Here is a 24,054-nt window from a genome sequence, read left to right on the forward strand (position 1 = left end):
TGCCCTGAAAGGGCTTAATTATATAGCGTAGGGCAACGCCCTACGAAAAAAACACACCAGCCACAAGCCCTGAAAGGGCGGAACTGTATACAATTATGCCCTTTCAGGGCGCAAATTCAGATTACCGTTTTTTCGTAGGGCGTTGCCCTACGCTATGTAATTAAGCCCTTTCAGGGCACTCCGCAAAATTATCATTTAGCTCATTTCTGCACGGAAAAGAATTAAAACCGTCAAGAAACGAACTACTTTTAACGTCAGTTCGATGCAATATCTATCTGTATGACTTAACGGTCAGATACATTCTCCAAAGTTTCGGAAGGTTTGCCGCCCAAGAGCTTTTCCAAGTCACGTAATTGACGTTGATAATCCTGCAACATCTGACTGACAAAACCATGATAGCAAGAAGCTGATATCAGGAAGTTCGACCATTTTGCCCATTCTTCAAAAATCTTTTGACACTCTGTGCGAGGTGAATTTTGTAAAGAAAAGAAATGCAGGCAAGCCTTTTGCATCTCCGGCATCCCATTTTCCCATGAACGGTCGAGGTTGGTTAACGCTTTAATAAAATGTTTGATTTTGTGGTGTAACGCTCCCAGACGTTGTGATTCCGAACGATCGACTGATACAGTAGGGCATAGTCGTCGTGATTGGGCTAAATAAAACTGTTTTAGGTTTTCTTTTTCTTCCAGATTAGGAAAATTAGCTTCTTGCCGATTGCTTCGAACGGTTTTTACAGGTGCATTGTTTTGTTCTTCATGCATGATACAACGGTTTTAAGATAGGCGGGAATAAAAAACGGTTCCGCCTTTCCCGTTGACTAACACTCCACAGAAGCTGGGGACGCATTAACGTTCCCCACGGGGGTACGAAACCGCGTATCTACGGCAGCAACAGGCATAAAAATGCCTGCTACTGGAGTTGAAGCAGGTTCACTGCTTCTGTGGGTATAAAATGTTAGTCGCTGCAAATGTACGATAATTTTCGGAAGTCGCAAATTAAACGGCGCAAGAATCTGTATGAAAATTATGTGATGTTAAAGCACTGTAGCCATTTCTGAAGCATGTATTAAAATTAAGTATAATGCATTTTTAATTTTGCAATGACAATGTATAAAGATAAACAGTACCTTTGCACAGTCTTTATATAAAAACACGTATTGTTATGGAACAACATCCGATAAAAATTAATAAAGTGCAGATACGCAATCTGCAAATAGAAGATTATGTACAGTTATCCCAATCGTTTACCCGTGTTTATTCTGACGGTAGCGATGTGTTTTGGACTCGTGAGCAGATACAGAAGTTGATTAAAATCTTTCCGGAGGGTCAGATTGTCACAGTCGTTGACGATAAAATAGTTGGTTGTGCTCTTTCTATTATTGTTGATTATGATAAAGTAAAGAACGACCATACGTATGCACAGGTTACGGGTAAGGAAACATTCAATACACATAATCCCAAAGGAAATATCCTGTATGGCATTGAAGTATTCATCCACCCGAGCTACCGAGGTTTGCGTCTCGCACGTCGTATGTATGAATATCGTAAGGAGCTTTGCGAAACATTGAATCTGAAAGCGATCATGTTTGGCGGACGTATCCCGAATTATCATAAATATGCTGACAAAATGCGTCCGAAAGAATATATCGAACGGGTACGTCAACGCGAGATTTATGATCCGGTACTTACTTTCCAGTTGTCGAATGACTTTCACGTTCGTAAGGTAATGACTAATTATTTGCCAAATGATGAAGAATCAAAACATTATGCTTGTTTGCTGCAGTGGGATAATATCTATTATCAGCCACCTACACAAGAATATATCAGTCCCAAAACTACGGTTCGCGTAGGATTGGTGCAATGGCAGATGCGTAGTTATAAAACGTTGGATGACCTGTTCGAACAAGTAGAATTCTTTGTGGATGCAGTCTCCGATTATAAAAGTGATTTTGTTCTTTTCCCGGAATATTTCAATGCTCCTTTGATGTCGAAGTATAACGATAAAGGAGAATCGCAGGCTATTCGCGGATTGGCGAAATATACGGATGAAATTCGGGAACGGTTTATGAATCTGGCTATTAGCTATAATATCAACATTATAACCGGAAGTATGCCATACGTAAAAGAGGACGGATTGCTTTATAATGTAGGTTTCCTTTGCCGACGGGATGGAACCTACGAAATGTACGAGAAATTACACGTCACTCCCGATGAAATAAAAAGTTGGGGACTTAATGGTGGTAAACTTCTGAATACTTTTGACACGGACTGTGCAAAGATTGGAGTTTTGATCTGCTATGATGTCGAGTTCCCCGAACTTTCCCGCCTGATGGCAGATCAGGGAATGCAGATATTATTTGTTCCTTTCCTGACAGATACCCAGAATGCCTATTCCCGTGTTCGTGTTTGTGCGCAGGCACGTGCCATCGAGAATGAATGTTTTGTAGTCATTGCCGGAAGTGTAGGAAATCTTCCCCGTGTGCACAATATGGATATTCAATATGCCCAATCGGGGGTATTTACCCCATGCGACTTTGCTTTTCCAACGGACGGAAAGAGGGCGGAGGCAACTCCTAACACCGAAATGATTTTGGTATCGGATGTTGATCTGGATTTGCTGAACGAACTGCATACTTATGGTAGTGTACGCAACTTGAAAGACCGCAGGAATGACCTGTATGAGGTGAGATACAAGAAATAAAAAGAGTGACGCTATGCTGTCCGGATAGCGTCACTATATGCCTTGGATAGCGTCACTATCCGGGGCATATAGTGACGCCCTTTTGATAGAATACTTTTCTATTTGGAAGACGTGCCACTCTCCAATATACTAACGATAGAAAATAGCGTAAAGCAAATAGCTCCGAGACCTACCAAAACACGTGCCGGAATGAAATAATCAGCATGTATAGTAGCAAGCTCGAATACAAAAGCCGCCAGGAACAGGCAAGCCAATGCCGTTAATACGGGAATCATAGGAATACGGTTGGCTAATTTGAATTCTTGCCTCCATATCTTAGCCAGCAGGATTACTTTGCTGGAAATACTGTAACATACTAATCCCAACCCGAGCATTATATATCCGGTGGTACCGTTTGCACTTCCGGAATCTGCCAAAATCACGAATAATCCCCATACAAAAGAGATAGATCCCATTAATAAAACCAGTTTCGGCCATTTATTCCGTTCTTTTTCTGAATAATCATTACGTATCTGGCGTGCTATGGTAGCTACCAGCGCAATCAAACTGGTACAAATACATGCCAGACCGACCATTACATGCCCCGCCACAAAATAAGCAGGATGAGAATGACTGTTGCCTAATAATACAAATGCCCATATCCATGCGATCAGCGAAACGATGATGGCAACAATGACCAATGCTCGTCTCTGATTAAGGGAAAAAGCTCCTTCCGGAACTTCATTACTTGTCGCTTTTGAATTTCCCGGAATTAAAGAGAATCGGGTAGAAGAGGTGGCGGCGGTAGCTACACAAGTGGTAATAAATCCAACGCCGGTGATAACGTGTCCTGCAACAAATGCAGAGGTGGAAGTGGCATTACTGAAAATGCAGATACCTCCAATAATAGTAATGATGGCTGCCAGATAGCCTATAACCGGCAAAATGTATTTGGCCGATTTATTATAAGTATGTATGATTTGCCGGATGATAGTGGCAGCCGTGCAAAACAGTGCAATGCATATCATACCGAGTGAAAACACAACAGGACCGGCCACAACACGACTCCCGTCATCTCCATAACCATAAATAAACGCTCCGTATCCGAAGCAAAAAATAGCCATCGCCAAAGGGATTGCTCTGAATAAAATGCTAATACCGTAATTCATAAGTTAAAGTGCTTTTAGGTTTCCCACTAAAACAAGGAGATACCTGTTTTGTTTAGGCTGTAGGCGGTTTATAATCGTTAACTTCACACGAATCCGATTAAAAGTCCTAGCTTTTTGCTCAACTAAACAAATGTTTTTGTAAATTTGCACCCTTAAAAATGGGGATACCCCTCAAATTGTAAATTGTAAATAGTAAAATCGTAGACAGCTATGGGTAAGAGATTTACTGAATATTCGCAGTTTGACCTTTCGCAGGTGAACAAAGATGTGCTGAAGAAATGGGACGAGAACCAGGTTTTCGCCAAGAGTATGACAGAACGTGATGGCTGTCCTTCGTTCGTGTTTTTCGAAGGACCTCCCTCGGCTAATGGTATGCCGGGTATTCACCATGTAATGGCTCGTACCATTAAGGACATTTTCTGTCGCTACAAAACGATGAAGGGTTATCAGGTGAAGCGTAAAGCCGGATGGGATACGCACGGACTGCCTGTGGAACTAAGTGTAGAAAAGGCATTAGGTATCACAAAAGAAGATATTGGTAAGAAAATCTCTGTTGCCGACTACAATGCGGCTTGTCGAAAAGACGTGATGAAATATACCAAGGAGTGGGAAGACCTGACTCATCGGATGGGATATTGGGTGGATATGAAACATCCTTATATCACGTATGATAATCGCTATATTGAGACATTATGGTGGCTATTGAAGCAACTGCATAAAAAAGGATTGTTGTATAAAGGATATACGATCCAGCCGTATTCACCGGCTGCAGGAACAGGATTGAGCTCACATGAGTTGAATCAACCAGGCTGTTATCGGGATGTAAAAGATACAACGGCCGTTGCCCAATTTAAAATGAAGAATCCTAAACCGGAAATGACGGAATGGGGAACTCCTTATTTTATCGCTTGGACAACTACTCCATGGACATTGCCCTCAAATACGGCTCTTTGTGTGGGACCCAAAATTGACTATGTGGCTGTACAGTCTTACAACGCTTATACCGGAGAACCTATCACGGTTGTTCTGGCAAAAGCTTTATTGAATGTACACTTCAATGCAAAAGCTGCTGATCTGAAATTGGAGGACTACAAAGCCGGAGATAAACTTGTACCGTTTAAAGTGATTGCCGAATATAAAGGTACTGATCTTGTCGGTATGGAATATGAGCAGTTGATTCCTTGGGTGAAACCGGTTGAGGTATCCGAAGATGGCAATTGGAAGCCTAGTGATAAGGCTTTCCGTGTGATACCGGGTGATTATGTTACTACAGAAGACGGTACAGGTATCGTTCACATTGCACCTACATTTGGTGCGGATGATGCGAATGTGGCACGTGCTGCAGGAATCCCGTCACTTTTCATGATTAATAAGAAAGGCGAAACTCGCCCGATGGTGGATCTGACTGGTAAATTCTATCTGTTGAATGAGCTGGATGAGAATTTCGTAAAAGAATGTGTTGATGTAGATAAATACAAAGAATATCAGGGTGCATGGGTGAAAAATGCTTATGATCCTCAATTTATGGTGGATGGCAAATACGATGAGAAAGCTGCGCAAGCAGCCGAATCTTTGGATATTGTCATTGCCATGATGATGAAAGCAGACAACAAGGCTTTCAAGATAGAAAAGCATGTCCACAATTATCCGCACTGCTGGCGTACAGACAAACCGGTGCTTTATTATCCATTGGATAGCTGGTTTATCCGTTCTACCGCTTGCAAGGAGCGAATGATGGAATTGAATAAAACCATCAACTGGAAACCGGAATCTACCGGAACCGGCCGTTTCGGCAAGTGGCTGGAAAATCTGAATGACTGGAACCTTAGCCGTTCTCGTTATTGGGGTACTCCATTGCCTATCTGGCGTACAGAAGATAATACGGATGAGATATGTATCGAATCTGTAGAAGAACTTTATAATGAAATCGAGAAATCGGTAGCTGCCGGATTTATGAAATCCAATCCATACAAGGATAAAAGTTTCGTGCCGGGTCAATATTCGGAAGAAAATTATGATAAGATTGATCTTCACCGTCCTTATGTAGACGACGTCATATTGGTATCGAAAGATGGCAAACCGATGAAGCGTGAATCAGACTTGATTGATGTATGGTTCGATTCGGGTGCTATGCCATACGCGCAGATCCATTATCCGTTCGAAAATAAAGAACTGTTGGATCACCGTCAGGTATATCCGGCTGACTTTATCGCAGAAGGAGTAGACCAGACTCGTGGTTGGTTCTTTACCTTGCATGCTATCGCTACCATGGTATTTGACAGCGTGTCCTACAAAGCTGTTATCTCTAACGGTTTGGTACTCGATAAGAACGGTAACAAGATGTCCAAGCGTTTGAATAACGCTGTCGATCCGTTTACTACGATTGAAAAGTATGGTTCCGACCCGTTGCGTTGGTACATGATTACCAATTCTTCTCCGTGGGATAATCTGAAATTTGACGTTGAAGGAGTGGAAGAGGTTCGCCGTAAATTCTTCGGTACCTTATATAATACGTATTCATTCTTTGCGCTTTATGCGAATGTAGACGGATTTGAGTATAAAGAAGCGGATGTACCGATGGCAGAACGTCCGGAGATCGACCGTTGGATCTTGTCTGTATTGAATACATTAATAAAGGAGGTAGATACATGCTATAATGAATATGAACCGACAAAGGCAGGACGTTTGATCTCTGATTTTGTGAATGATAATTTGTCCAACTGGTATGTTCGCCTGAATCGTAAACGTTTCTGGGGTGGTGAATTTACACAGGATAAATTGTCTGCTTATCAGACATTGTACACTTGTCTCGAAACAGTTGCCAAACTGATGGCTCCTGTATCTCCGTTCTATGCAGACCGGTTGTATACTGACTTGATTACAGCAACAGGACGCGACAATGTAGTTTCTGTCCATCTTGCCGAATTCCCGAAATATCAGGAAGAAATGATAGACAAGGAACTGGAAGCCCGCATGCAAATGGCACAGGATGTTACATCTATGGTGTTGGCATTGCGCCGCAAGGTGAATATCAAGGTACGCCAACCGCTGCAATGTATCATGGTTCCGGTGGTAGATGAAGAGCAGAAAGCTCATATCGAAGCTGTGAAGAACCTGATAATGAATGAAGTGAATGTAAAAGAAGTCAGATTCGTTGATGGTGCAGCCGGTGTATTGGTGAAAAAAGTGAAATGTGACTTTAAAAAGCTAGGCCCGAAATTTGGCAAGCAAATGAAAGCAGTAGCTGCTGCTGTTGCAGAAATGTCACAGGAAGCCATCGGTGAATTGGAGAAAAACGGAAAGTATACATTAAATCTGGATGGTGCGGAAGCTGTTATTGAAGCATCGGATGTCGAGATCTTTAGTGAAGATATTCCGGGATGGTTGGTTGCCAATGAAGGCAAACTGACAGTAGCGCTTGAAGTGACCATTACCGAAGAACTGCGTCGCGAGGGTATTGCCCGTGAACTGGTGAACCGTATTCAGAATATACGTAAGTCAAGCGGCTTCGAGATTACAGACAAAATAAAAATAACAATCTCGAAAAATACGCAAACAGATGATGCGGTAAATGAATATAATACTTATATTTGTAACCAGGTTTTAGGCACATCTCTTGAACTTGTAGATGAAGTGAAAGACGGAACAATGCTGGAGTTTGACGACTTCTCATTGTTTGTGAACGTGATAAAAGACTAATACTATATTGATTAACCTTTTAAAATTGTAAAGTTATGGCAGAAAAGACTAGATATTCGGATGCGGAACTCGAGGAATTCCGTGCCATTATTATGGAGAAACTGGAATTGGCACAACGTGACTATGAACAGTTGAAGAAAAGTTTGATGGGACTGGACGGTAATGATACCGACGATACATCTCCTACGTATAAAGTATTGGAAGAAGGAGCTAATACGCTCTCCAAGGAAGAAACGACCCGACTGGCACAACGTCAGCTGAAGTTTATCCAAGGATTACAAGCTGCTTTGGTACGTATTGAGAATAAAACGTACGGCATTTGCCGTGAAACCGGAAAGTTGATTCCGGCAGAACGTCTGCGTGCTGTTCCTCATGCTACATTAAGCATTGAAGCAAAGAACAGTGGTAAAAAATAACAGATAGCAAGTAGGCTACAGGTAACGAGCTACAAGTAGCTGCGCAAAGTTTACGCACGGCACTTGTAGCTCGTTATGTTTAACTTATAATAAACACATGAAGAAACTATTCACGAAGGGGAGAATTGCCCTTCTCGTTATCTTTTCCGTATTGATTATTGACCAGATCATCAAGGTCTGGATTAAAACTCACATGTACTGGCATGAAAGTATACGTGTGACCGATTGGTTTTATATCTATTTTACCGAAAACAACGGGATGGCTTTCGGTATGGAAATCTTCGGCAAGTTATTCCTGACAACATTCCGCATTGTTGCGGTAGCATTGATAGGGTGGTATCTCTATAAAATCATCAAGAAAGGGTTTAAAACAGGTTATATCGTCTGTGTGGCTCTTATTCTGACCGGTGCTTTGGGGAACATCATAGATAGCGTATTCTATGGAGTTATTTTCAATGAAAGCACTCATTCGCAGATTGCCAGTTTCATGCCCGAAGGTGGTGGATATTCTACCTGGTTTTACGGAAAAGTGGTGGATATGTTTTACTTTCCGATTATAGATACAAACTGGCCTACATGGATGCCGTTTGTGGGTGGAGAGCATTTTATATTCTTTAGTCCGATCTTTAATTTTGCGGATGCCGCTATCAGTTGCGGTATCATTGCCTTGTTACTCTTTTATAGTAAATATTTGAATGAGTCTTATCATTCGCTGGATAAAGATAAAAAGGAAGCTACGGATCATGAAAAATAAATTTCGGTTTCATCTGTGTCTCATCTGCATGTTCGTGTTTGCGGTAGCCGGGTGTAAAGTGAAAAGACCCAGTGATGTAATCTCGGAATCGAAGATGGAGAATTTGCTGTATGATTATCATGTGGCAAAGTCTATGGGAGATAATTTGCCTTATAGTGAGAACTATAAGAAAGCATTGTATATCGACGCCGTTTTCAAGAAATACGGGACTACACAAGCTGCATTTGACTCATCCATGGTTTGGTATACCCGTAACACAGAGATTTTATCGAAAATTTATGATAAGGTGAAAAAACGCTTGAAAGACGAACAGGAACTTGTTGGTGATCTGATAGCCAAGCGTGATAAGAAACCGAAAATGACCAAGCAAGGTGATAGCATCGATGTCTGGCCGTGGCAGCGTATGGTACGTCTGACCGGTGAAATGATGGATAATCAATATGTATTTACTTTGCCGACCGACTCTAACTACAAAGACCGGGATACACTGGTATGGGAAGTGCGGTATCGTTTCCTGGAGCCGATGCTTGCCGACTCTTTAAGAGGTGTCACTATGGCTATGCAGGTGATTTACGAAAAAGATACGATCAATCATTGGAAAACGGTGACTGAACCGGGTGTGCAACAAATTCGTTTGTTTGCAGACACATTAGGTTCGATGAAAGAAATAAAAGGTTTCATTTATTATCCGATGGATAGCCGGGAAAAAGGCGGGGCAGTATTGGCCGACCGCTTCATGATGACTCGTTATCATTGTACGGATACGCTCGCATTTGCCGTACGCGATTCTTTGAATAAGATAGAAGCATTGAAAGCGGATTCTTTGAAGAAGATAGCTACTAAAGAAAATGCCGACTCTTTACATAAGGTCATAGACAATAATAAAGATGACATTCAGCGTCTGACACCGGAAGAGATGAACCGTCGTCGTACGGGAACTCATCGTGAGAAGAAGCCGGAGCAGATTCAGGTGGAACAGCATATCCAAAAGGAACGGATAGAGCAAAGAAAAGAACGCCAGATGAATCAACGCAGGAAGCAGCAACAAAGACGTTCAAACAACTGATTGTAATGAAACGTTTTGCTTCTCATTATTTGCTGATACCTGCCGTCGGATATATGAAGCAGCAGGTAGTGGAGATCACTGACGAAGGAGTTGTCCGAGGTGTGTTCTCATTGACCGAAGAGATTGAGTCAGTTGAATGGATGCCGGGAGTGATTGTGCTGCTTTTTGAAAGTCAGATGGAAGAAATAAAAAACACTGGGATGATTTTAAAAAATATCCCAGTGTTTCAAATCAATCTTCCCAGTGTTTCGAATCAATCTTCCCAATGTTTTAATGAGTATCTGCAGGAAGCAGAAAAGAAGGGGGAAGCTTTATTTCCTTATTTGTTTTATCCTTTTGATTTTACTTCCATGCAGCCTGTCGACGGAACTCGGCACAGATTACTGCGGTAGCAATGGCTACATTCAGAGACTCGGATGTCTCTTGGCCTGCCGGGTAATTGGGGATATATAATTTTCGGTTGATTAATGTGGCTACCTCTTTCCCTATGCCATTCCCTTCATTTCCCATTACGATCAAGCCATTGGCCGACAATGGTTGTTCATACATATTTTTTCCATCCAGGAACGTACCGAACACAGGAGTATCTCCGAGCGACCGGATAAAATCGGGGAGGGAAGTATAATGTACTTTCACCCGGGCAATTCCACCCATAGTGGCTTGTATGGTCTTAGGGTTATATACGTCTACCGTATTTTGCGAGCAGATAATATGTTCGATGCCAAACCAGTCGGCCAGACGGATAATGGTACCCAGATTTCCGGGATCTTGTACATCGTCCAATGCAAGGCAAAGTGATTGGCGGACTGCTTCCGGATCCAAAGTATATTGTGGTTGTTCGAAAATGGCAAGTACCTGTTGGGGAGTTTTCAATAAACTGGCCCGTGAAAGATCTTCCTGTGAAACTTCTACCAGTTCACTTGCGTCAATACCCGGATGCTCCTGAAACCAGGAGGGAGTGGCAGCTAAAAAACGACAGGGAAAATGTCCGAGTAAATCGCCTACCAATTTAGGACCTTCAGCCAGAAATACCCGCTCTTCTTTACGTATTTTCTTCAGTTCCAGCGAGTGGATAAACTTTATTTTGTTTTTACTTAATGATGCCATAGATTTGATATTCTTTTGCAAAGCTATAAAGATATTTCCAATCTATCCTTACTTTCCTCTCTTTTTCTTAAATTATTTTCCCCGTCAGAAAATATAATTTATCTTTGTAAGCGCATTTTTCATGCTATCGATGTAAAACCGTATGAGGAGAAATTTTCTTTATTTGCTTGCTTCTGCTGCTGTCTTGTCACTTGCTTCGTGTACTACCACTAAGTTTGTGCCGGATGGATCTTATTTGCTGGATGAAGTCAAAATTCGTACGGACCAAAAAAATATACGGCCTTCTTCCTTGCGCATGTATGTTCGCCAAAATCCTAATGCCAAGTGGTTCAGTCTGATAAAGACCCAACTTTATGTATATAATCTGTCGGGGCGTGATTCGACCAAATGGGGGAATAAGTTCTTGAGAAGAATTGGAGATGCTCCCGTAATATATAGCGAGGACGAAGCGCAACGTTCTGAAGAAGAGATCACTAAGGCTGTGCATAATATGGGATATATGGCGGCAACAGTGAAACGTTCGACCAAAGTAAAAAAGAAAAAGATTAAAGTCTATTATGACGTAACGGCAGGCAAGCCATACGTTGTTCAATCTATCAAATATGATATTTATGATCCTAAAATAGCTGCGCTTCTCAAACAGGATTCTGCCAGAAGTTTGCTGAAGGAAGGAATGTATTTTGATGTGAATGTATTGGATGCGGACAGGCAACGTATCACAAATAAGTTACTTCGGAATGGTTACTATAAGTTTAATAAGGATTATATCGGATATACTGCTGACACTGTTCGTAATACTTATAATGTAGATCTGACTCAACATTTGCAGATGTATAAAGCTCATGCGAATGATTCGGCAAGAGCACATCGGCAATATTGGATCAATAAGATTAATTTTATTACGGATTATGATGTTTTGCAGTCCTCGGCAATGAGCAGTGTGGACATCAATGATTCGGTTCATTATAAGGGATATCCGATTTACTATAAGGATAAACTCTATTTGCGTCCTAAAGTTCTTACGGATAACCTTCGGTTTGCTTCCGGCGACTTGTATAATGAGCGCGATGTGCAGCAGACCTATTCCAGTTTTGGACGTTTATCGGCATTGAAATATACGAATATCCGTTTTATTGAGACTCAAATAGGAGATTCAACGATGCTCGATTGCTATGTGATGCTGACCAAGAGCAAACATAAATCAGTGGCTTTCGAGGTAGAGGGAACTAATTCTGCCGGTGACTTGGGAGCGGCAGCTTCCGTCTCTTTCCAAAACAGGAACCTTTTTCGCGGATCGGAAACTTTTATGATAAAATTCCGTGGAGCGTATGAAGTCATTTCCGGACTTCAGGCAGGTTATTCGAATAATAACTATACAGAGTACGGGGTGGAAACGAGTATCAACTTCCCTAATTTCCTGTTCCCTTTCATTTCCTCTGATTTTAAACGGAAAATCAGGGCGACAACAGAGTTTGGTTTGCAATATAATTATCAGTTGCGCCCGGAATTCCTGCGTACGATGGCTTCTGCCAACTGGAGCTACAAGTGGACGCAACGTCAGAAGATACAACACCGTATTGATTTGATTAATATTGCTTTTCTATATTTGCCTCGTATCTCTGACAGGTTTAAAGAAGACTATATTAATAAAGGACAGAACCATATTTTCCAGTATAATTATCAGAATCGATTGATTGTAAATATGGGATATAGCTATAATTATAATAGCGTGGGAGGATCTATTATCAACAATACGATTGCTTCTAATTCATACTCCATCCGTTTTAATTTCGAGTCGGCGGGAAATATAATGTATGCCCTGTCTAAGGCTACCAATATTCGGAAGAATAGTAATGGTGAATACGCTATTTTGGGAATTCCTTATGCTCAATATCTGAAAGGAGAGTTTGATTTTGCCAAAAATATCAGAATCGACCATCGTAACTCTTTTGCGTTTCATGCCGGTGTAGGAATAGCTGTACCTTATGGAAATGCAAAAACGATTCCGTTTGAGAAACAATACTTCTCCGGTGGAGCCAATAGTGTTCGCGGATGGGCTGTTCGCGATTTGGGACCGGGTTCTTTTGCCGGAAATGGAAATTTGCTCGATCAATCGGGAGATATTAAGCTGGATGCCAGCATTGAATACCGAAGCAAATTATTCTGGAAATTTCAGGGAGCGGCATTTATTGATGCGGGTAATATCTGGACCATCCGGAGTTATGCCAACCAACCGGGAGGAGTTTTCAAGTTTGACAAGTTTTATAAGCAAATAGCCGTGGCCTATGGACTAGGGCTTCGCCTGGATTTAGATTTCTTTATCCTTCGTTTTGATGGAGGTATGAAAGCTGTCAATCCCGCCTATGAAACGAAGAAAGAACATTTCCCGATTATTCATCCTAAATTTAGTCGTGACTTTGCTTTCCATTTTGCTGTGGGATATCCTTTCTAACCAGCCATTTATTATTTTCTCTTACAAATTGGAGGGTATCTTGCAGAGAGCTCATATATTCTATTTTTCCTTCAACAGGATTAATGACGAATGTATTTTTTATTTGGCAAACAACCGTTGCTTCCTCTGAATTAGCATCTATCTCACTGGATATAACAGAAACTTTTGCAGCACCTCGTGTCTTGAGCTGATCCAGATGAGTTTGCCGTACATTAGACGCTAAAAAGCTAAGATAGGACAGGGAAGAAGGTGTACTCCATGCTTGGGCGGCCGGGTAATTGAAATTATAGAAGGCTTCGCAGAAATCTATAGCTGTTTGTTCTATTTGAGTTTGAGGAGTTTGTTGTTGACAGGACAGACAAGTGAATATTAGGACAGAATAGATAAGTGTATATAGTTTATTCATAGTATAAAAAGATGCTGGATGGAAGATGGGATTGAAAAAGGAGATGAAACTACTTATTGAAGTTTCATCTCCTTCGTATTTTTTTTAATTTTTAGCGGGCGGCAAACATAAGATTGCTCATTGTAGCTTGGCGTGCTGCCAGCATGCCTTGAGCATCTAACGTTACATTCATCTTTTCGCCATTCGGTAAGAACAAATCAGCAGTGCCGTCATTGTTCATTTTTACTAATTCAGCGCTTTCACCGTTTGCAACGACGTTCCATGTGTTAGCTTCTTTGTTGTAGATCAAATCCATTGAAGCAGTTTCGCCTTCTTTAGTAATAGAATATCCATTCTCAAGAGTTTTCACCATGTAGTTGCCGTTCTCTCCTTTTACTTTCTTTACGTCACCTACATTAGCCATCGGATTGGAACCACTCCAGAATTCGATAGAATTGATAACTAAAGCATCAGCCAGGTAAGCTACGCCATAAACCGGAACAATGTTGAAAGCAAGGAATACGAGTTCGTTTACAAACTTGTTTCCAACTGATTGATTCCAAGAAGACAGGCGGTTGAATAAACTGAATGATCCTACACAAGAACTGAATAATAAGCTACCGCTAAGCACTACTGCGACTAAAGTCAGTTTCCCTCTTTTCATGTTAAAACATTTTTGATTAATAAAAAATATTGATAATTTCTCTCATACAAGTATGCAAATATAATATTTTTTAATTAATCAGGGGGATTATTTCTAATTTTTGTATGCTCTTGATTTTCGTCTTGACAATTCGTTTCCTATGATATGGTCTATTGAAAATTTACCCGGACCGGCAATATACATCAATATGAATACCACTAAATAAATGAAAGCTAGCTCTTTAACAGCAAATACATCATTTGCGTGAACTACAAAGAAAGCTACTATCATCGTGAAAATCATCGGGATCATGGCTAAGCGATATAAGAAGCCTACAATAAATGCCATTGAACATACAAGTTCACCAAAAATAGCTAATCCGAGAGACAGGGGACTTCCTATTCCAAGCGGATCAGGAAATACAGTTGACAACTCTTGGAAACTACTCCATTTTTGGATACCATGGTTCATTAATAATATGCCGAAGATGATCCGGACAGCCAATAGCAACAAAGACACTTTTGTTGTATTCGATTTTGTGGGGAATAAGAAATCATGAATCATAAGTCGTTCTATTTTTAAGTTTATCTTTATTTATATAAACATAAAAAATATTGAAATTGTTCTTTGCTGATAGCACAACTTGTAGAATCTCTGCCAGTTCTTCGGTTATTCCTTGTTTATGAATAAATAAACTTTGTATCTTTGTAGAAAATTCTAAAGATATGGCGCAACATACTTATGACAATGAAGCTGTTCAGGAGTTATTGAACTGGGCAAAAAAGATGATCGAAACAAAGAATTATCCAACTGAAAGATATCAGGTCAATCAATGTACTACAATTATTGATGGTAAATCGTATTTGGAATCGTTGATTGCTATGATTTCCAAAAACTGGGAAAATCCGACTTTTTATCCTACTATTGAGCAATTATGGGAGTTCAGGGAAAAGTGGGAAAACAAAGAATCGTAGTGAATGGCCGTTCCATGTTGGGAGATAAGTTATTTCATCATATAGAAATGCACTCTTAATCATGTCGGATAAGAGTGCATCATCTATTTTTTGTATATCTGTCAGCTGCTATTTATCTATTTATTAGAAAGGCAGCCATCTTTTTTTCTTTTTTGATGGCGTTTTTTCCTCTTCTCCGTTTTGGCCATAGACATCTGCAAACGTCTTTTTCTCTTTAATCATTGCATAAATGACTCCCCAATCCGGCAAACCGCCTAAGTTCCGGTCGTCAATGAACATATCAGCTTTCAACTTTCGTGAAAATCCCTGATGGCCTTTTTGCTCTTCAGGATAATCCTTATTAACGGCATAAAATTCTAAACCTCTGGCTTTGCACCATTCGACAGCTTCGTCCAAAAGTGCCCCTTCACGCACACTCCATAGTATTAAACGATGCTTTTCTTGTTGCAATAACTTCAATGTGTCAACAGCGAATGGAATTTCTTCACCAATGCGTGGATAACGATGCTCTACAATCGTTCCGTCAAAATCAACAGCTATAATCATAGTTTTTAATTACCTAATTTTGAACAAAGATACGGACAGTAAGCCAAAAAAACGTATCTTTGTCTCAAATTAACATTTTAATAAATTAATAAATACATGAACAATTCCCCTCAGCGTGCTGCTAAAGGCTTTACGAGAGCATTTTGGGTCAGCAACACAGTCGAACTGTTTGAGCGTATGGCATATTATGCCGTTTTCATCGTTCTCACTATTTATCTATCTTCCATTTTAGGTTTTAATGATTTTGAAGCAAGTATGATTTCCGGGCTTTTTTCCGGCGGGTTATATCTGCTTCCTATTTTTTCCGGTGCTTATGCTGATAAGATCGGTTTCCGGAAGTCAATGATTATAGCATTTTCCTTATTATCCATTGGATATTTAGGATTGGGAGTATTTCCTACTTTGCTGGAAGCTGCCGGCCTGGTTAGTTACGGCGTCACTACTCAATTTAATGGTTTGCCCGATAGCTATACCCGGTGGATCATTGTGCCGGTCTTGTTTGTACTTATGGTGGGAGGATCATTTATTAAGTCCATCATTTCTGCATCTGTGGCCAAAGAAACAACGGAGGCAACGCGTGCGCGTGGTTATTCCATCTTTTATATGATGGTAAATGTAGGTGCTTTTACCGGTAAAACAATTATCGATCCTTTGCGTAATGTTATTGGTGAGCAGGCGTATATCTATATTAATTATTTCTCCGGTGCGATGACAATTATTGCTTTGCTTGCTGTTATTCTCCTTTATAAATCAACGCACACGGCTGGTGAAGGAAAAAGTCTCCGTGAGATTGGGCAAGGATTTATGCGAATCATCACCAACTGGCGTTTATTGATTCTTATTCTGATTGTTACAGGGTTCTGGATGGTGCAACAGCAACTTTACGCCACTATGCCTAAATATGTGATCCGATTGGCCGGCGAGACGGCGAAACCGGGCTGGATTGCTAATGTGAATCCTTTTGTGGTGGTTTGTTGCGTTAGCTTTATCACACGTTTGATGGCAAAACGCAGTGCGATTACTTCGATGAATGTGGGAATGTTTTTGATTCCTTTTTCGGCGTTGCTGATGGCATGTGGAAACTTGCTGGGAAATGATCTTATTACAGGCATGAGCAATATTACCCTGATGATGATTGCAGGTATAGTGGTACAAGCACTTGCCGAATGTTTTATTTCGCCGCGTTATCTGGAGTATTTCTCTTTGCAGGCTCCTAAAGGCGAAGAAGGAATGTATTTAGGATTCAGTCATTTACATTCCTTTCTTTCTTCCATCTTTGGTTTTGGTCTGGCGGGAATTTTGCTTACCAAATACTGTCCGGATCCTGCTTTGTTCGAGACACGGGCGGCATGGGAGGCAGCTAGCGCAAATGCCCATTATATATGGTATTACTTTGCTGCTATTGGTCTGATTGCCGCTGTAGCGCTACTATTATTTGCGAAAATCACCGAATCCATCGACAAAAAGAAGGAATCTTCTCGGTAATTCTATTCTTTTTTATGTATATTTGCCGTCACTTTGCTGTAAAAGTTGACGGCATTTTGCATTTTAATAAAGAGGATAAAACATGAAAGTAAAATTTATAAGCCTGGCGAGTGGCAGTAGTGGGAACTGTTATTATCTGGGCACTGAAACCTATGGAATACTGATAGATGCCGGAATCGGCATACGTACTATCAAAAAAACACTGAAAGATTATAATATCTTGATGGATAGTATTCGTGCGGTATTTATAACGCACGATCATGCTGACCATATCAAAGCTGTGGGTAATCTGGGAGAAAAAATGAATATTCCTGTTTATACAACCGCACGTATTCATGCTGGAATTAATCGTAGCTATTGTATGACGGAGAAATTGAGTTCGTCAGTTCGTTACCTGGAAAAGCAAGAGCCGATGACTTTGGAGGATTTCCATATCGAATCTTTTGAAGTGCCGCATGATGGAACGGACAATGTGGGGTACTGCATTGAAATCGACGGTAAAGTCTTTTCTTTCTTAACGGACCTTGGAGAAATTACTCCTACAGCTGCCCATTATATCAGTAAGGCCCATTATCTGATACTTGAAGCTAACTATGATGAGGAAATGCTCAAAATGGGGCCTTATCCTCAATATTTGAAGGAGCGGATTGCAAGTAAGACCGGACACATGAGTAACTCTGATACTGCGGAGTTTTTAGCGGAAAATATCACTGAACATTTGCGCTATATCTGGTTGTGTCATTTGAGTAAAGACAATAATCATCCGGAGCTAGCTTATAAAACGGTGGAATGGAAATTAAAGAACAAAGGTATTCTTGTAGGCAAAGATGTGCAACTACTTGCTTTAAAGCGAAATACGCCTTCCGAGCTTTATGTGTTCGAATAAAGACGAAAAAAAGATAGTAAAAAAGCTGCATGATTGTTTGGTCAAATAAAATAAAAGACCTACTTTTGCAACCGCAAACGAGGAATTAAGCACTCTTAGCTCAGTTGGTAGAGCAACTGACTCTTAATCAGTGGGTCCAGGGTTCGAATCCCTGAGGGTGTACAAATTCAAGGTTGCAATAAAAATAATATGTTGCACTCTTAGCTCAGCTGGTAGAGCAATTGACTCTTAATCAATGGGTCCAGGGTTCGAGTCCCTGAGGGTGTACTAGGAAAAAGGAGGTTTTTACCTCCTTATTTTGTTGGTTTACAGCAGATTAATTGAATAGATGTTATATGAATTGACATCTAAAGGAGTATCAAAAGATAGTATTAATTACGTCAAACTATGACAAGGTATAGTAAATAGTGACATATTTGTGATACCAATGCGATACTAGGGGGTGATACCGGTGTGATACCAATGTGATACCCGGTGTGATACCAGACGTAAATCTTCCCAATTTCTCCTTATCTACATTTATCAATCATACTTAAAGTAAAAGTATGAATAATGTATCTGTACGGCTCGTCTTTGATAGAAAGCACGTAGCCACCAAAAAACGTCAATCCTCCGTACAAATGGAGGTTACTTATCAGCGGAAACGCAAGTATGTCGGAACGGGCATAAAACTCTATTCCGACCAGTGGGGCAAAGACCTGAAAGTTAAAAATCATCCCCAGTCATTAGTGTTCAACCAAAAGTTGAATGATATGGTGTCTGGGATATATGATTTTGTCTATCAGCTCTCTTCTCAAAACATTCCCTTCACCTTTGAAAGATTGGAACGGTATTTGAACAATTCGGAATCCGGAACCACAAATTCATTTCTGTCCTTTATGGAGAAACGGATATACGAACGACAGGTTACTGATTCAACGAAGCAAAGGCAGAAGTGCGTACTAAAAGCACTGAAAGAATTTGGCAGGATTAAAGATTTTACTGATATTTGTGACGAAAATATCAGAGCATACGATGAATTCGCCAAAAAACGATGCAAATGCCAGTCTTCGGTGTATAATTATCACAAGATACTGAAAGTATTTGTAAGAGAAGCGTACGCGGCTCATTTGATTTCAGAGAATCCATATCAGAATTTCAAATTAGATCGCGGTAAACGTGTAGCAAGAAGGTTTTTGACGAAAGAAGAACTGGTTAAACTCGAAACTAAACAGATTGATGATATGTGTCTGAATCGTGTGAGAGATCTTTTCCTGTTTTGTTGCTATACTGGTTTGGCGTATGCGGATTTGGCAATTTTCAACTTCAAAGATGCTATAATGACAGACGGAATGTATAGAATACGAGATGAGAGAATAAAAACCGGAACTCCTTATAATATATCACTCATGGATAAAGTCATGAATATATTAAAGAAGTATGAGTTTAAGTTGCCTGTTATATCTAACCAGAAGTACAATTCATATTTAAAAATTCTGGGGGCGTTCTGTGAAATAAAGAAGAAGCTGACGAGTCACGTTGCAAGACATTACCCAAATTCTTTCCCATTGAAAACAAACGACTTACAAAGAATTGTTTCTTGATAGGTAACGATTTGGAAACGAGCGAAGTTCCGTATCTTACCTTGTTTTGCATTAAATCAAAAGAACGCTGGCTTCAAATGCAAAGGTAGCATTATTTTTTTGAAATACAAACTGTTATAGAGGATGAAATTCCTGTTTACGAAAGGATTCTTTCTTTTATTAGACTAAACCGTACAAGGGCACTTATATATGTTTAGCAGTTCATATATTGAAACCGATGGGCACAGAACTTGAATAGCACATTCCTTGCAACAACATCTTTTATTTCTTGCAAGATACCAAAGACAGCCCTGTGAACCAACCCACTTGTTTATAATGTAAGGTAAATCCATATCTCGCAAAGATTCTATTCTTTCATTTAAGCAACAAACTTCACCATTAAAATTGATAGTTAAATGGCCGAAACAAGAGGGATTTATATACTCTTTTACATAACATTCTTTTAGTGTATGGCATGATTGAAGAATTTCATCTTTAGTCATAATCATTTGTGACTGTAAAGTAATTGTCTTTGTATCCAAAAAGACCGGGCAGAGAATTACATCCTTTCCTATCTTTGATATTTTGTCCACATCAGAAATCGATGTTATTATATATTTATATAGCAATCTTTCTTCGTTAAAGTTTAGCATATGAAACGGCGTGTGAGAGTCTACCAACAACTCAATTACCAGCGAATCAAATTTACGTAGGATTTCTTTAATATAAGAAAAAGGATATGCTAAATAATGAATTCGGTAGATAACCTGTATATTTCGATCTCTTGCATATTCAAGAAACTTCTCTAACTTACCATATGATAATTCTCCTGACAATATGATTTTCTCCAAACAAAAAGAACGAAGTTGCAGGGAAATCTTTTCCATGTCAATTTCTACACAATTAGTATCTGGGTATTCTAATTGTTGGTATGAGAACGCATTAAGATATGTGAATATTGTATTGTTCAGTAATAATGTAAGGGATGTCAGCATCATATTTGTGTATGACGTGAGATTATAGCCTAAAGCCTTCTTTTCCTTCTGTAGTGAAGTTGCAATCCTTAATTTTCTTTCTGGGATGTATGGCATAAACCCATCATACTGGATGTAATATCCAAAGTGGTTAGTAGCTATCTTTTGCAGCAAGAACTTGGTGTCGCAGTTCTCCTCGATATAGCCAAATCGGTTTAATCTGTCTATATTATGGTTAGCCAATACAACGTCTTTCAGATATACACCTTTGAACGTTATAGTGTCATATATGAGCAGTTCGGTTGATGTCGCTTTGATATAGCAATGTGGGAAAAATATATACAGTCTATTCATTTTATAATAATATTATTTTCAAGAATTTCTATTATATTCGGGTGTGACTCTATGTATGATACAGCCTCTGACAATAGCTTTGCAAACTTATTCTTAGATGTAAATTCTTCGCACTTACCATTGCTATAACAAAAAGAACATTTTGTACAACAAAACTGCATATAGCATTTCTTGCACAAGAATGAAAATTCTGTAATCCTTTTCATGAATCTACTTGCAATATCATTGCAATCAATACGGACACATCCATTGTTGTCTATAAATCCTAATGGTGAATCCCTGTTTACTTTCTCACATGGATGTATTTTCCCATCGTAACTTACGAACATTCGTTTTGAGAAAGGAATACAGGTACCTGTTGGCAGTATCTTGTTGTCTGTATTGTCATCTATGAGTAAGTCTGTCTCTTTATTAAATGAATTATTCAATAGTCTTGTACTAAATAGCAATATTCTATTAAAAAGAGGATTTTGAGTGATTAAGCCATGCTCCAACGCAATATCTTCAGGAATTTCAAAAGTTTTGAGCATAGACAATATCCTATCTCCATTTTTTGTGTCCTTTGTAGGAGTATGAACTGGGCTAAAATTTGGTGTCGTATTTAATTGAGATTTAAACCATTCAACTATATTCCTAACGTCACTTATATTGGAAAAAACGGCATTATATCGAAATGTTGCAAACCATTTTGGGAACATACTTTCAACATCCATTAAGTTCTTCATTACGATGTCGAACGATGGGGAGCCATTAGGGGTTTTTCGATAAGAGTCATGTTCTTTGTTTCCGTCAAGGCTAATCAACATTTTGAAATTATGATGTGACAAAAAGTCGGCATGCTTTGATAAAAGCATTGCATTTGTCGTCATCGTAAAAAATAGTGAACGATTTCGAAATTCAACACATTTGGCATATTCAACAATTTGACGAATGACATCAAAGTTTACCAATGGCTCACCTCCGTAAAAGCTGATGGCAAAAGGCTCTTTAGGCGCATCCGATTTTGCTTCGCGCTGAAAAAGAACGACCAAATAGTCAATGATGCTTTTTGCTGTTTCAAATTTCAGATTCCCCAAAACGCCCCTTCTGCTGTCAAATGTATCATAACCTTCGCTATAACAGCAATACTCGCATCTGAGGTTACAGAGTGTCGTCGTTTCGAATATGATTTGGGACAAATTTATCAATGCATTTTGTATTGCATTGCCTGTTATGCATGCATCTAACGATGAGGTAAAATCATCGATGTAACCATATTCCCTTAATTGTCGAAGGGTCTCGGTCTCTTTATTTTTACCATTTGATATGATATCGTACAGGTCTTTGGGCAAAGGCAATATCGTCTTCGTTGATGGACTATACAGATAATAATTGCTATGTTGGGTTTGAAAAGCAATGGACTCCATAAATTTAAAATAAGGAAAGCCAAAGTAATAAAACAATGGCTCTCCTTCAATTAGTGATTTTAATCAATGTTCCAACTTCCTGCAGAGGCAACGTCATCACACATTGTGATTTCGCCTTCTCTAATGAAGCACTCACAAGGACAATAGCAATTACTAATGCGAACAACATTGCCTTTTTGTCCTGCAATTCTCAATTTGTTTTTGAGTTGTTTGTTCTGTTCTTCTATAACAGACAATTTTAATACTCCCATAAGTTTTTCTTTTTAAACCCCATTTCATTGTTCACAAGTCAATCGCAGGGGTATTGCGCTTCGACCTGTTTGTGTATTGTTGTTAGATATTCATCCATAGGAATGTAAATATTCTTATCGCCATAAAGAGCATCGGTAAAAGTTTTTGGGAAAGCTGCGTATCCGATAAAGGCTCCTCTTAGCATGTACCCGTACTCTTTATTTTCCACACCTTTATTTTGAACATATCGTTCTATTTGGTCAAAGCCAAAAGGCTTAATAAAGAACGCCATCAAGGACTTCAGTACAACCAGATTATTTGGTATGCTGAATGAAGAACATTGATTATGCTTGTATGCCCAAAACTCTCGAAGACTACGAAGTATTAGCTTGCCATTTTCTGTATTCGCATATTCTCGGCACTTGTATTTATTGGCTGATTCTACTATGAGGTTCAGAACCACATCGTCAGACAACACTCTTTTCTCACTTTTTAGAGCTTCATTAATAATAATGTCAAGAAACGCTTTCTCTTCAACAGAAGCGTTTACATCAATACTCACAGCAGAGTTTCTTAACGATAGGCATGAATAATTAACTTGACCATTATTTTTGCTTGATGTTTTTGCTTTACTGATAAGTTCATTCATAATTTCACTGACACGAACAAACAATGCTCCCAAAGTCGTGTCATACACAGAAGCTCCTGTATCAATGTTAGTTATCTGCTGTTTTATATTACATATGTCTTGTTTAATGGATTTGTACTCGTCATTATCTTCTTCGTATTTTTTGATTTTGTTTTTGAGATATTGTTTGCGTTCATATTCCAAAGTCCCCTTTTTGAAATATTCACGTGTTTTACCCATCTTGATGCCATTGTTGAGTTCTTGATTCTTTATAGAGTTTAATTCTTCAACCAAATCAGAAATGCCATCACGATATTCTATGTTGTAAAGCTTATTTTCTAATTCTTCTTTTTGAGCCATTAAATTCTCTATTCTGTCAGTACCGCTTACTTGCTTGTTTTCTGAGAGTTCATCCGCACGCGCCTTAGACAATTTTATGATTTCTGAGAACAATTGAATAAGAATGTCGAACAAATTCGTTTTTGTCTTAATGATTCCGTTATATGCAGCCTTGGCTTTTTTTATAAGTGACATATATTCACCTGCATTCGAAACTGCACTTTCAGAAACCATTACTTGCGTATTTAATGGCACAGTTGCATAAGTCCGTGGCAATATAATCATGTTATCCAAAGATT

Annotated in this window: 22 protein-coding genes and 2 tRNA genes; 13 read left to right on the top strand and 11 right to left on the bottom strand. The window is 39.4% G+C overall.

Features of this window, described 5'->3' with window-relative positions; genetic code table 11:
- Window positions 1-284 precede the first annotated feature (284 nt).
- Window positions 285-761 carry a hypothetical protein gene (locus tag DW862_RS24300; protein WP_004303307.1) on the bottom strand — a complete coding sequence of 159 codons (477 nt, stop codon included), beginning with the start codon at window positions 759-761 and terminating at the stop codon, window positions 285-287.
- A gap of 400 nt (window positions 762-1,161) precedes the next feature.
- Here DW862_RS24300 and DW862_RS24305 point away from each other — a divergent pair, with 400 nt between their 5' ends.
- Window positions 1,162-2,700, top strand: coding sequence for a carbon-nitrogen hydrolase family protein (locus DW862_RS24305; protein WP_004303306.1), 1,539 nt, complete (start codon window positions 1,162-1,164; stop codon window positions 2,698-2,700).
- Window positions 2,701-2,798: 98 nt separating this feature from the next.
- Here the strand turns inward: DW862_RS24305 and DW862_RS24310 are convergent, their stop codons facing one another.
- Window positions 2,799-3,848: a DUF2776 domain-containing protein gene (locus DW862_RS24310; RefSeq protein ID WP_120070968.1), complete on the bottom strand. Its 1,050-nt coding sequence runs from the start codon at window positions 3,846-3,848 to the stop codon at window positions 2,799-2,801.
- Between the two features lie 210 nt (window positions 3,849-4,058).
- Between DW862_RS24310 and ileS the strand changes: the two genes are divergently transcribed.
- The 5 genes from ileS to DW862_RS24335 all read left to right on the top strand — a co-directional run bounded on the left by ileS (window position 4,059) and on the right by DW862_RS24335 (window position 10,175).
- On the top strand, window positions 4,059-7,547 hold the full coding sequence (ileS, locus tag DW862_RS24315; RefSeq protein WP_120070971.1) for an isoleucine--tRNA ligase: 3,489 nt from the start codon (window positions 4,059-4,061) through the stop codon (window positions 7,545-7,547).
- 35 nt (window positions 7,548-7,582) lie between these two features.
- Window positions 7,583-7,963, top strand: coding sequence for a TraR/DksA C4-type zinc finger protein (locus DW862_RS24320; protein WP_004295883.1), 381 nt, complete (start codon window positions 7,583-7,585; stop codon window positions 7,961-7,963).
- Window positions 7,964-8,060: 97 nt separating this feature from the next.
- The gene (locus DW862_RS24325; protein WP_004295884.1) at window positions 8,061-8,717 is read left to right on the top strand and encodes a lipoprotein signal peptidase; all 657 of its coding nucleotides are present in this window, start codon (window positions 8,061-8,063) and stop codon (window positions 8,715-8,717) included.
- Window positions 8,707-9,783 (top strand): DUF4296 domain-containing protein, encoded by a 1,077-nt coding sequence (locus tag DW862_RS24330; protein ID WP_120070974.1) that lies wholly within the window; start codon window positions 8,707-8,709, stop codon window positions 9,781-9,783. The genes DW862_RS24325 and DW862_RS24330 overlap by 11 nt, the downstream gene beginning before the upstream one ends.
- A gap of 5 nt (window positions 9,784-9,788) precedes the next feature.
- Window positions 9,789-10,175: a hypothetical protein gene (locus DW862_RS24335; RefSeq protein ID WP_120070977.1), complete on the top strand. Its 387-nt coding sequence runs from the start codon at window positions 9,789-9,791 to the stop codon at window positions 10,173-10,175.
- On the opposite strand, the gene DW862_RS24340 is transcribed toward DW862_RS24335, so the two are convergent.
- On the bottom strand, window positions 10,126-10,890 hold the full coding sequence (locus tag DW862_RS24340; protein WP_118195220.1) for an RNA methyltransferase: 765 nt from the start codon (window positions 10,888-10,890) through the stop codon (window positions 10,126-10,128). The two genes, DW862_RS24335 and DW862_RS24340, sit on opposite strands and share 50 nt — an antisense overlap.
- 142 nt (window positions 10,891-11,032) lie before the next feature.
- On the opposite strand from DW862_RS24340, the gene DW862_RS24345 reads away from it, so the two are divergent.
- Window positions 11,033-13,342 carry a BamA/TamA family outer membrane protein gene (locus DW862_RS24345; protein WP_004316427.1) on the top strand — a complete coding sequence of 770 codons (2,310 nt, stop codon included), beginning with the start codon at window positions 11,033-11,035 and terminating at the stop codon, window positions 13,340-13,342.
- Here the strand turns inward: DW862_RS24345 and DW862_RS24350 are convergent.
- From DW862_RS24350 to DW862_RS24360, 3 genes are all read right to left on the bottom strand, one after another.
- Window positions 13,296-13,748: a hypothetical protein gene (locus DW862_RS24350; RefSeq protein WP_118219886.1), complete on the bottom strand. Its 453-nt coding sequence runs from the start codon at window positions 13,746-13,748 to the stop codon at window positions 13,296-13,298. The two genes, DW862_RS24345 and DW862_RS24350, sit on opposite strands and share 47 nt — an antisense overlap.
- Before the next feature lie 91 nt (window positions 13,749-13,839).
- Window positions 13,840-14,391 carry a DUF3332 domain-containing protein gene (locus DW862_RS24355; protein ID WP_004316429.1) on the bottom strand — a complete coding sequence of 184 codons (552 nt, stop codon included), beginning with the start codon at window positions 14,389-14,391 and terminating at the stop codon, window positions 13,840-13,842.
- A gap of 93 nt (window positions 14,392-14,484) precedes the next feature.
- Entirely contained in the window at window positions 14,485-14,934 is a 450-nt protein-coding gene (locus tag DW862_RS24360) for a DoxX family protein (RefSeq protein WP_087318086.1), read from the bottom strand.
- A gap of 161 nt (window positions 14,935-15,095) precedes the next feature.
- Here DW862_RS24360 and DW862_RS24365 point away from each other — a divergent pair, with 161 nt between their 5' ends.
- Window positions 15,096-15,344: a hypothetical protein gene (locus tag DW862_RS24365; RefSeq protein WP_015531160.1), complete on the top strand. Its 249-nt coding sequence runs from the start codon at window positions 15,096-15,098 to the stop codon at window positions 15,342-15,344.
- Between the two features lie 123 nt (window positions 15,345-15,467).
- Here the strand turns inward: DW862_RS24365 and DW862_RS24370 are convergent, their stop codons facing one another.
- Window positions 15,468-15,890 (bottom strand): BT0820 family HAD-type phosphatase, encoded by a 423-nt coding sequence (locus DW862_RS24370; protein WP_004316432.1) that lies wholly within the window; start codon window positions 15,888-15,890, stop codon window positions 15,468-15,470.
- A 96-nt stretch (window positions 15,891-15,986) separates the two neighbouring features.
- On the opposite strand from DW862_RS24370, the gene DW862_RS24375 reads away from it, so the two are divergent.
- The 5 genes from DW862_RS24375 to DW862_RS24395 all read left to right on the top strand — a co-directional run bounded on the left by DW862_RS24375 (window position 15,987) and on the right by DW862_RS24395 (window position 19,844).
- Entirely contained in the window at window positions 15,987-17,375 is a 1,389-nt protein-coding gene (locus tag DW862_RS24375; RefSeq protein WP_008640168.1) for a peptide MFS transporter, read from the top strand.
- 82 nt (window positions 17,376-17,457) lie between these two features.
- On the top strand, window positions 17,458-18,261 hold the full coding sequence (locus DW862_RS24380; protein ID WP_117685434.1) for an MBL fold metallo-hydrolase: 804 nt from the start codon (window positions 17,458-17,460) through the stop codon (window positions 18,259-18,261).
- Window positions 18,262-18,350: 89 nt separating this feature from the next.
- Window positions 18,351-18,423: transfer RNA gene (locus DW862_RS24385), tRNA-Lys, on the top strand.
- Between the two features lie 32 nt (window positions 18,424-18,455).
- A tRNA-Lys gene (locus DW862_RS24390) sits at window positions 18,456-18,528 on the top strand.
- Window positions 18,529-18,806: 278 nt separating this feature from the next.
- Window positions 18,807-19,844: a site-specific integrase gene (locus tag DW862_RS24395; RefSeq protein WP_243636525.1), complete on the top strand. Its 1,038-nt coding sequence runs from the start codon at window positions 18,807-18,809 to the stop codon at window positions 19,842-19,844.
- A gap of 164 nt (window positions 19,845-20,008) precedes the next feature.
- Here DW862_RS24395 and DW862_RS26540 read toward each other — a convergent pair whose 3' ends face one another.
- The 4 genes from DW862_RS26540 to DW862_RS24415 form a co-directional block, all read right to left on the bottom strand.
- Window positions 20,009-20,710 (bottom strand): hypothetical protein, encoded by a 702-nt coding sequence (locus DW862_RS26540; RefSeq protein WP_229135025.1) that lies wholly within the window; start codon window positions 20,708-20,710, stop codon window positions 20,009-20,011.
- Window positions 20,711-21,147: 437 nt separating this feature from the next.
- Window positions 21,148-22,488: a radical SAM peptide maturase gene (locus tag DW862_RS24405; RefSeq protein ID WP_229135032.1), complete on the bottom strand. Its 1,341-nt coding sequence runs from the start codon at window positions 22,486-22,488 to the stop codon at window positions 21,148-21,150.
- 128 nt (window positions 22,489-22,616) lie between these two features.
- Window positions 22,617-22,808, bottom strand: a complete 192-nt coding sequence (locus DW862_RS24410) for a hypothetical protein (RefSeq protein ID WP_120070983.1) — start codon at window positions 22,806-22,808, stop codon at window positions 22,617-22,619.
- A gap of 38 nt (window positions 22,809-22,846) precedes the next feature.
- Window positions 22,847-24,054 (bottom strand): lantibiotic ABC transporter (locus tag DW862_RS24415; RefSeq protein ID WP_120070990.1); only part of this gene is annotated, 1,208 nt, incomplete at its 5' end.

It is taken from the genome of Bacteroides sp. AM37-9 (assembly GCF_003603455.1).
Lineage (GTDB): Bacteria > Bacteroidota > Bacteroidia > Bacteroidales > Bacteroidaceae > Bacteroides > Bacteroides xylanisolvens.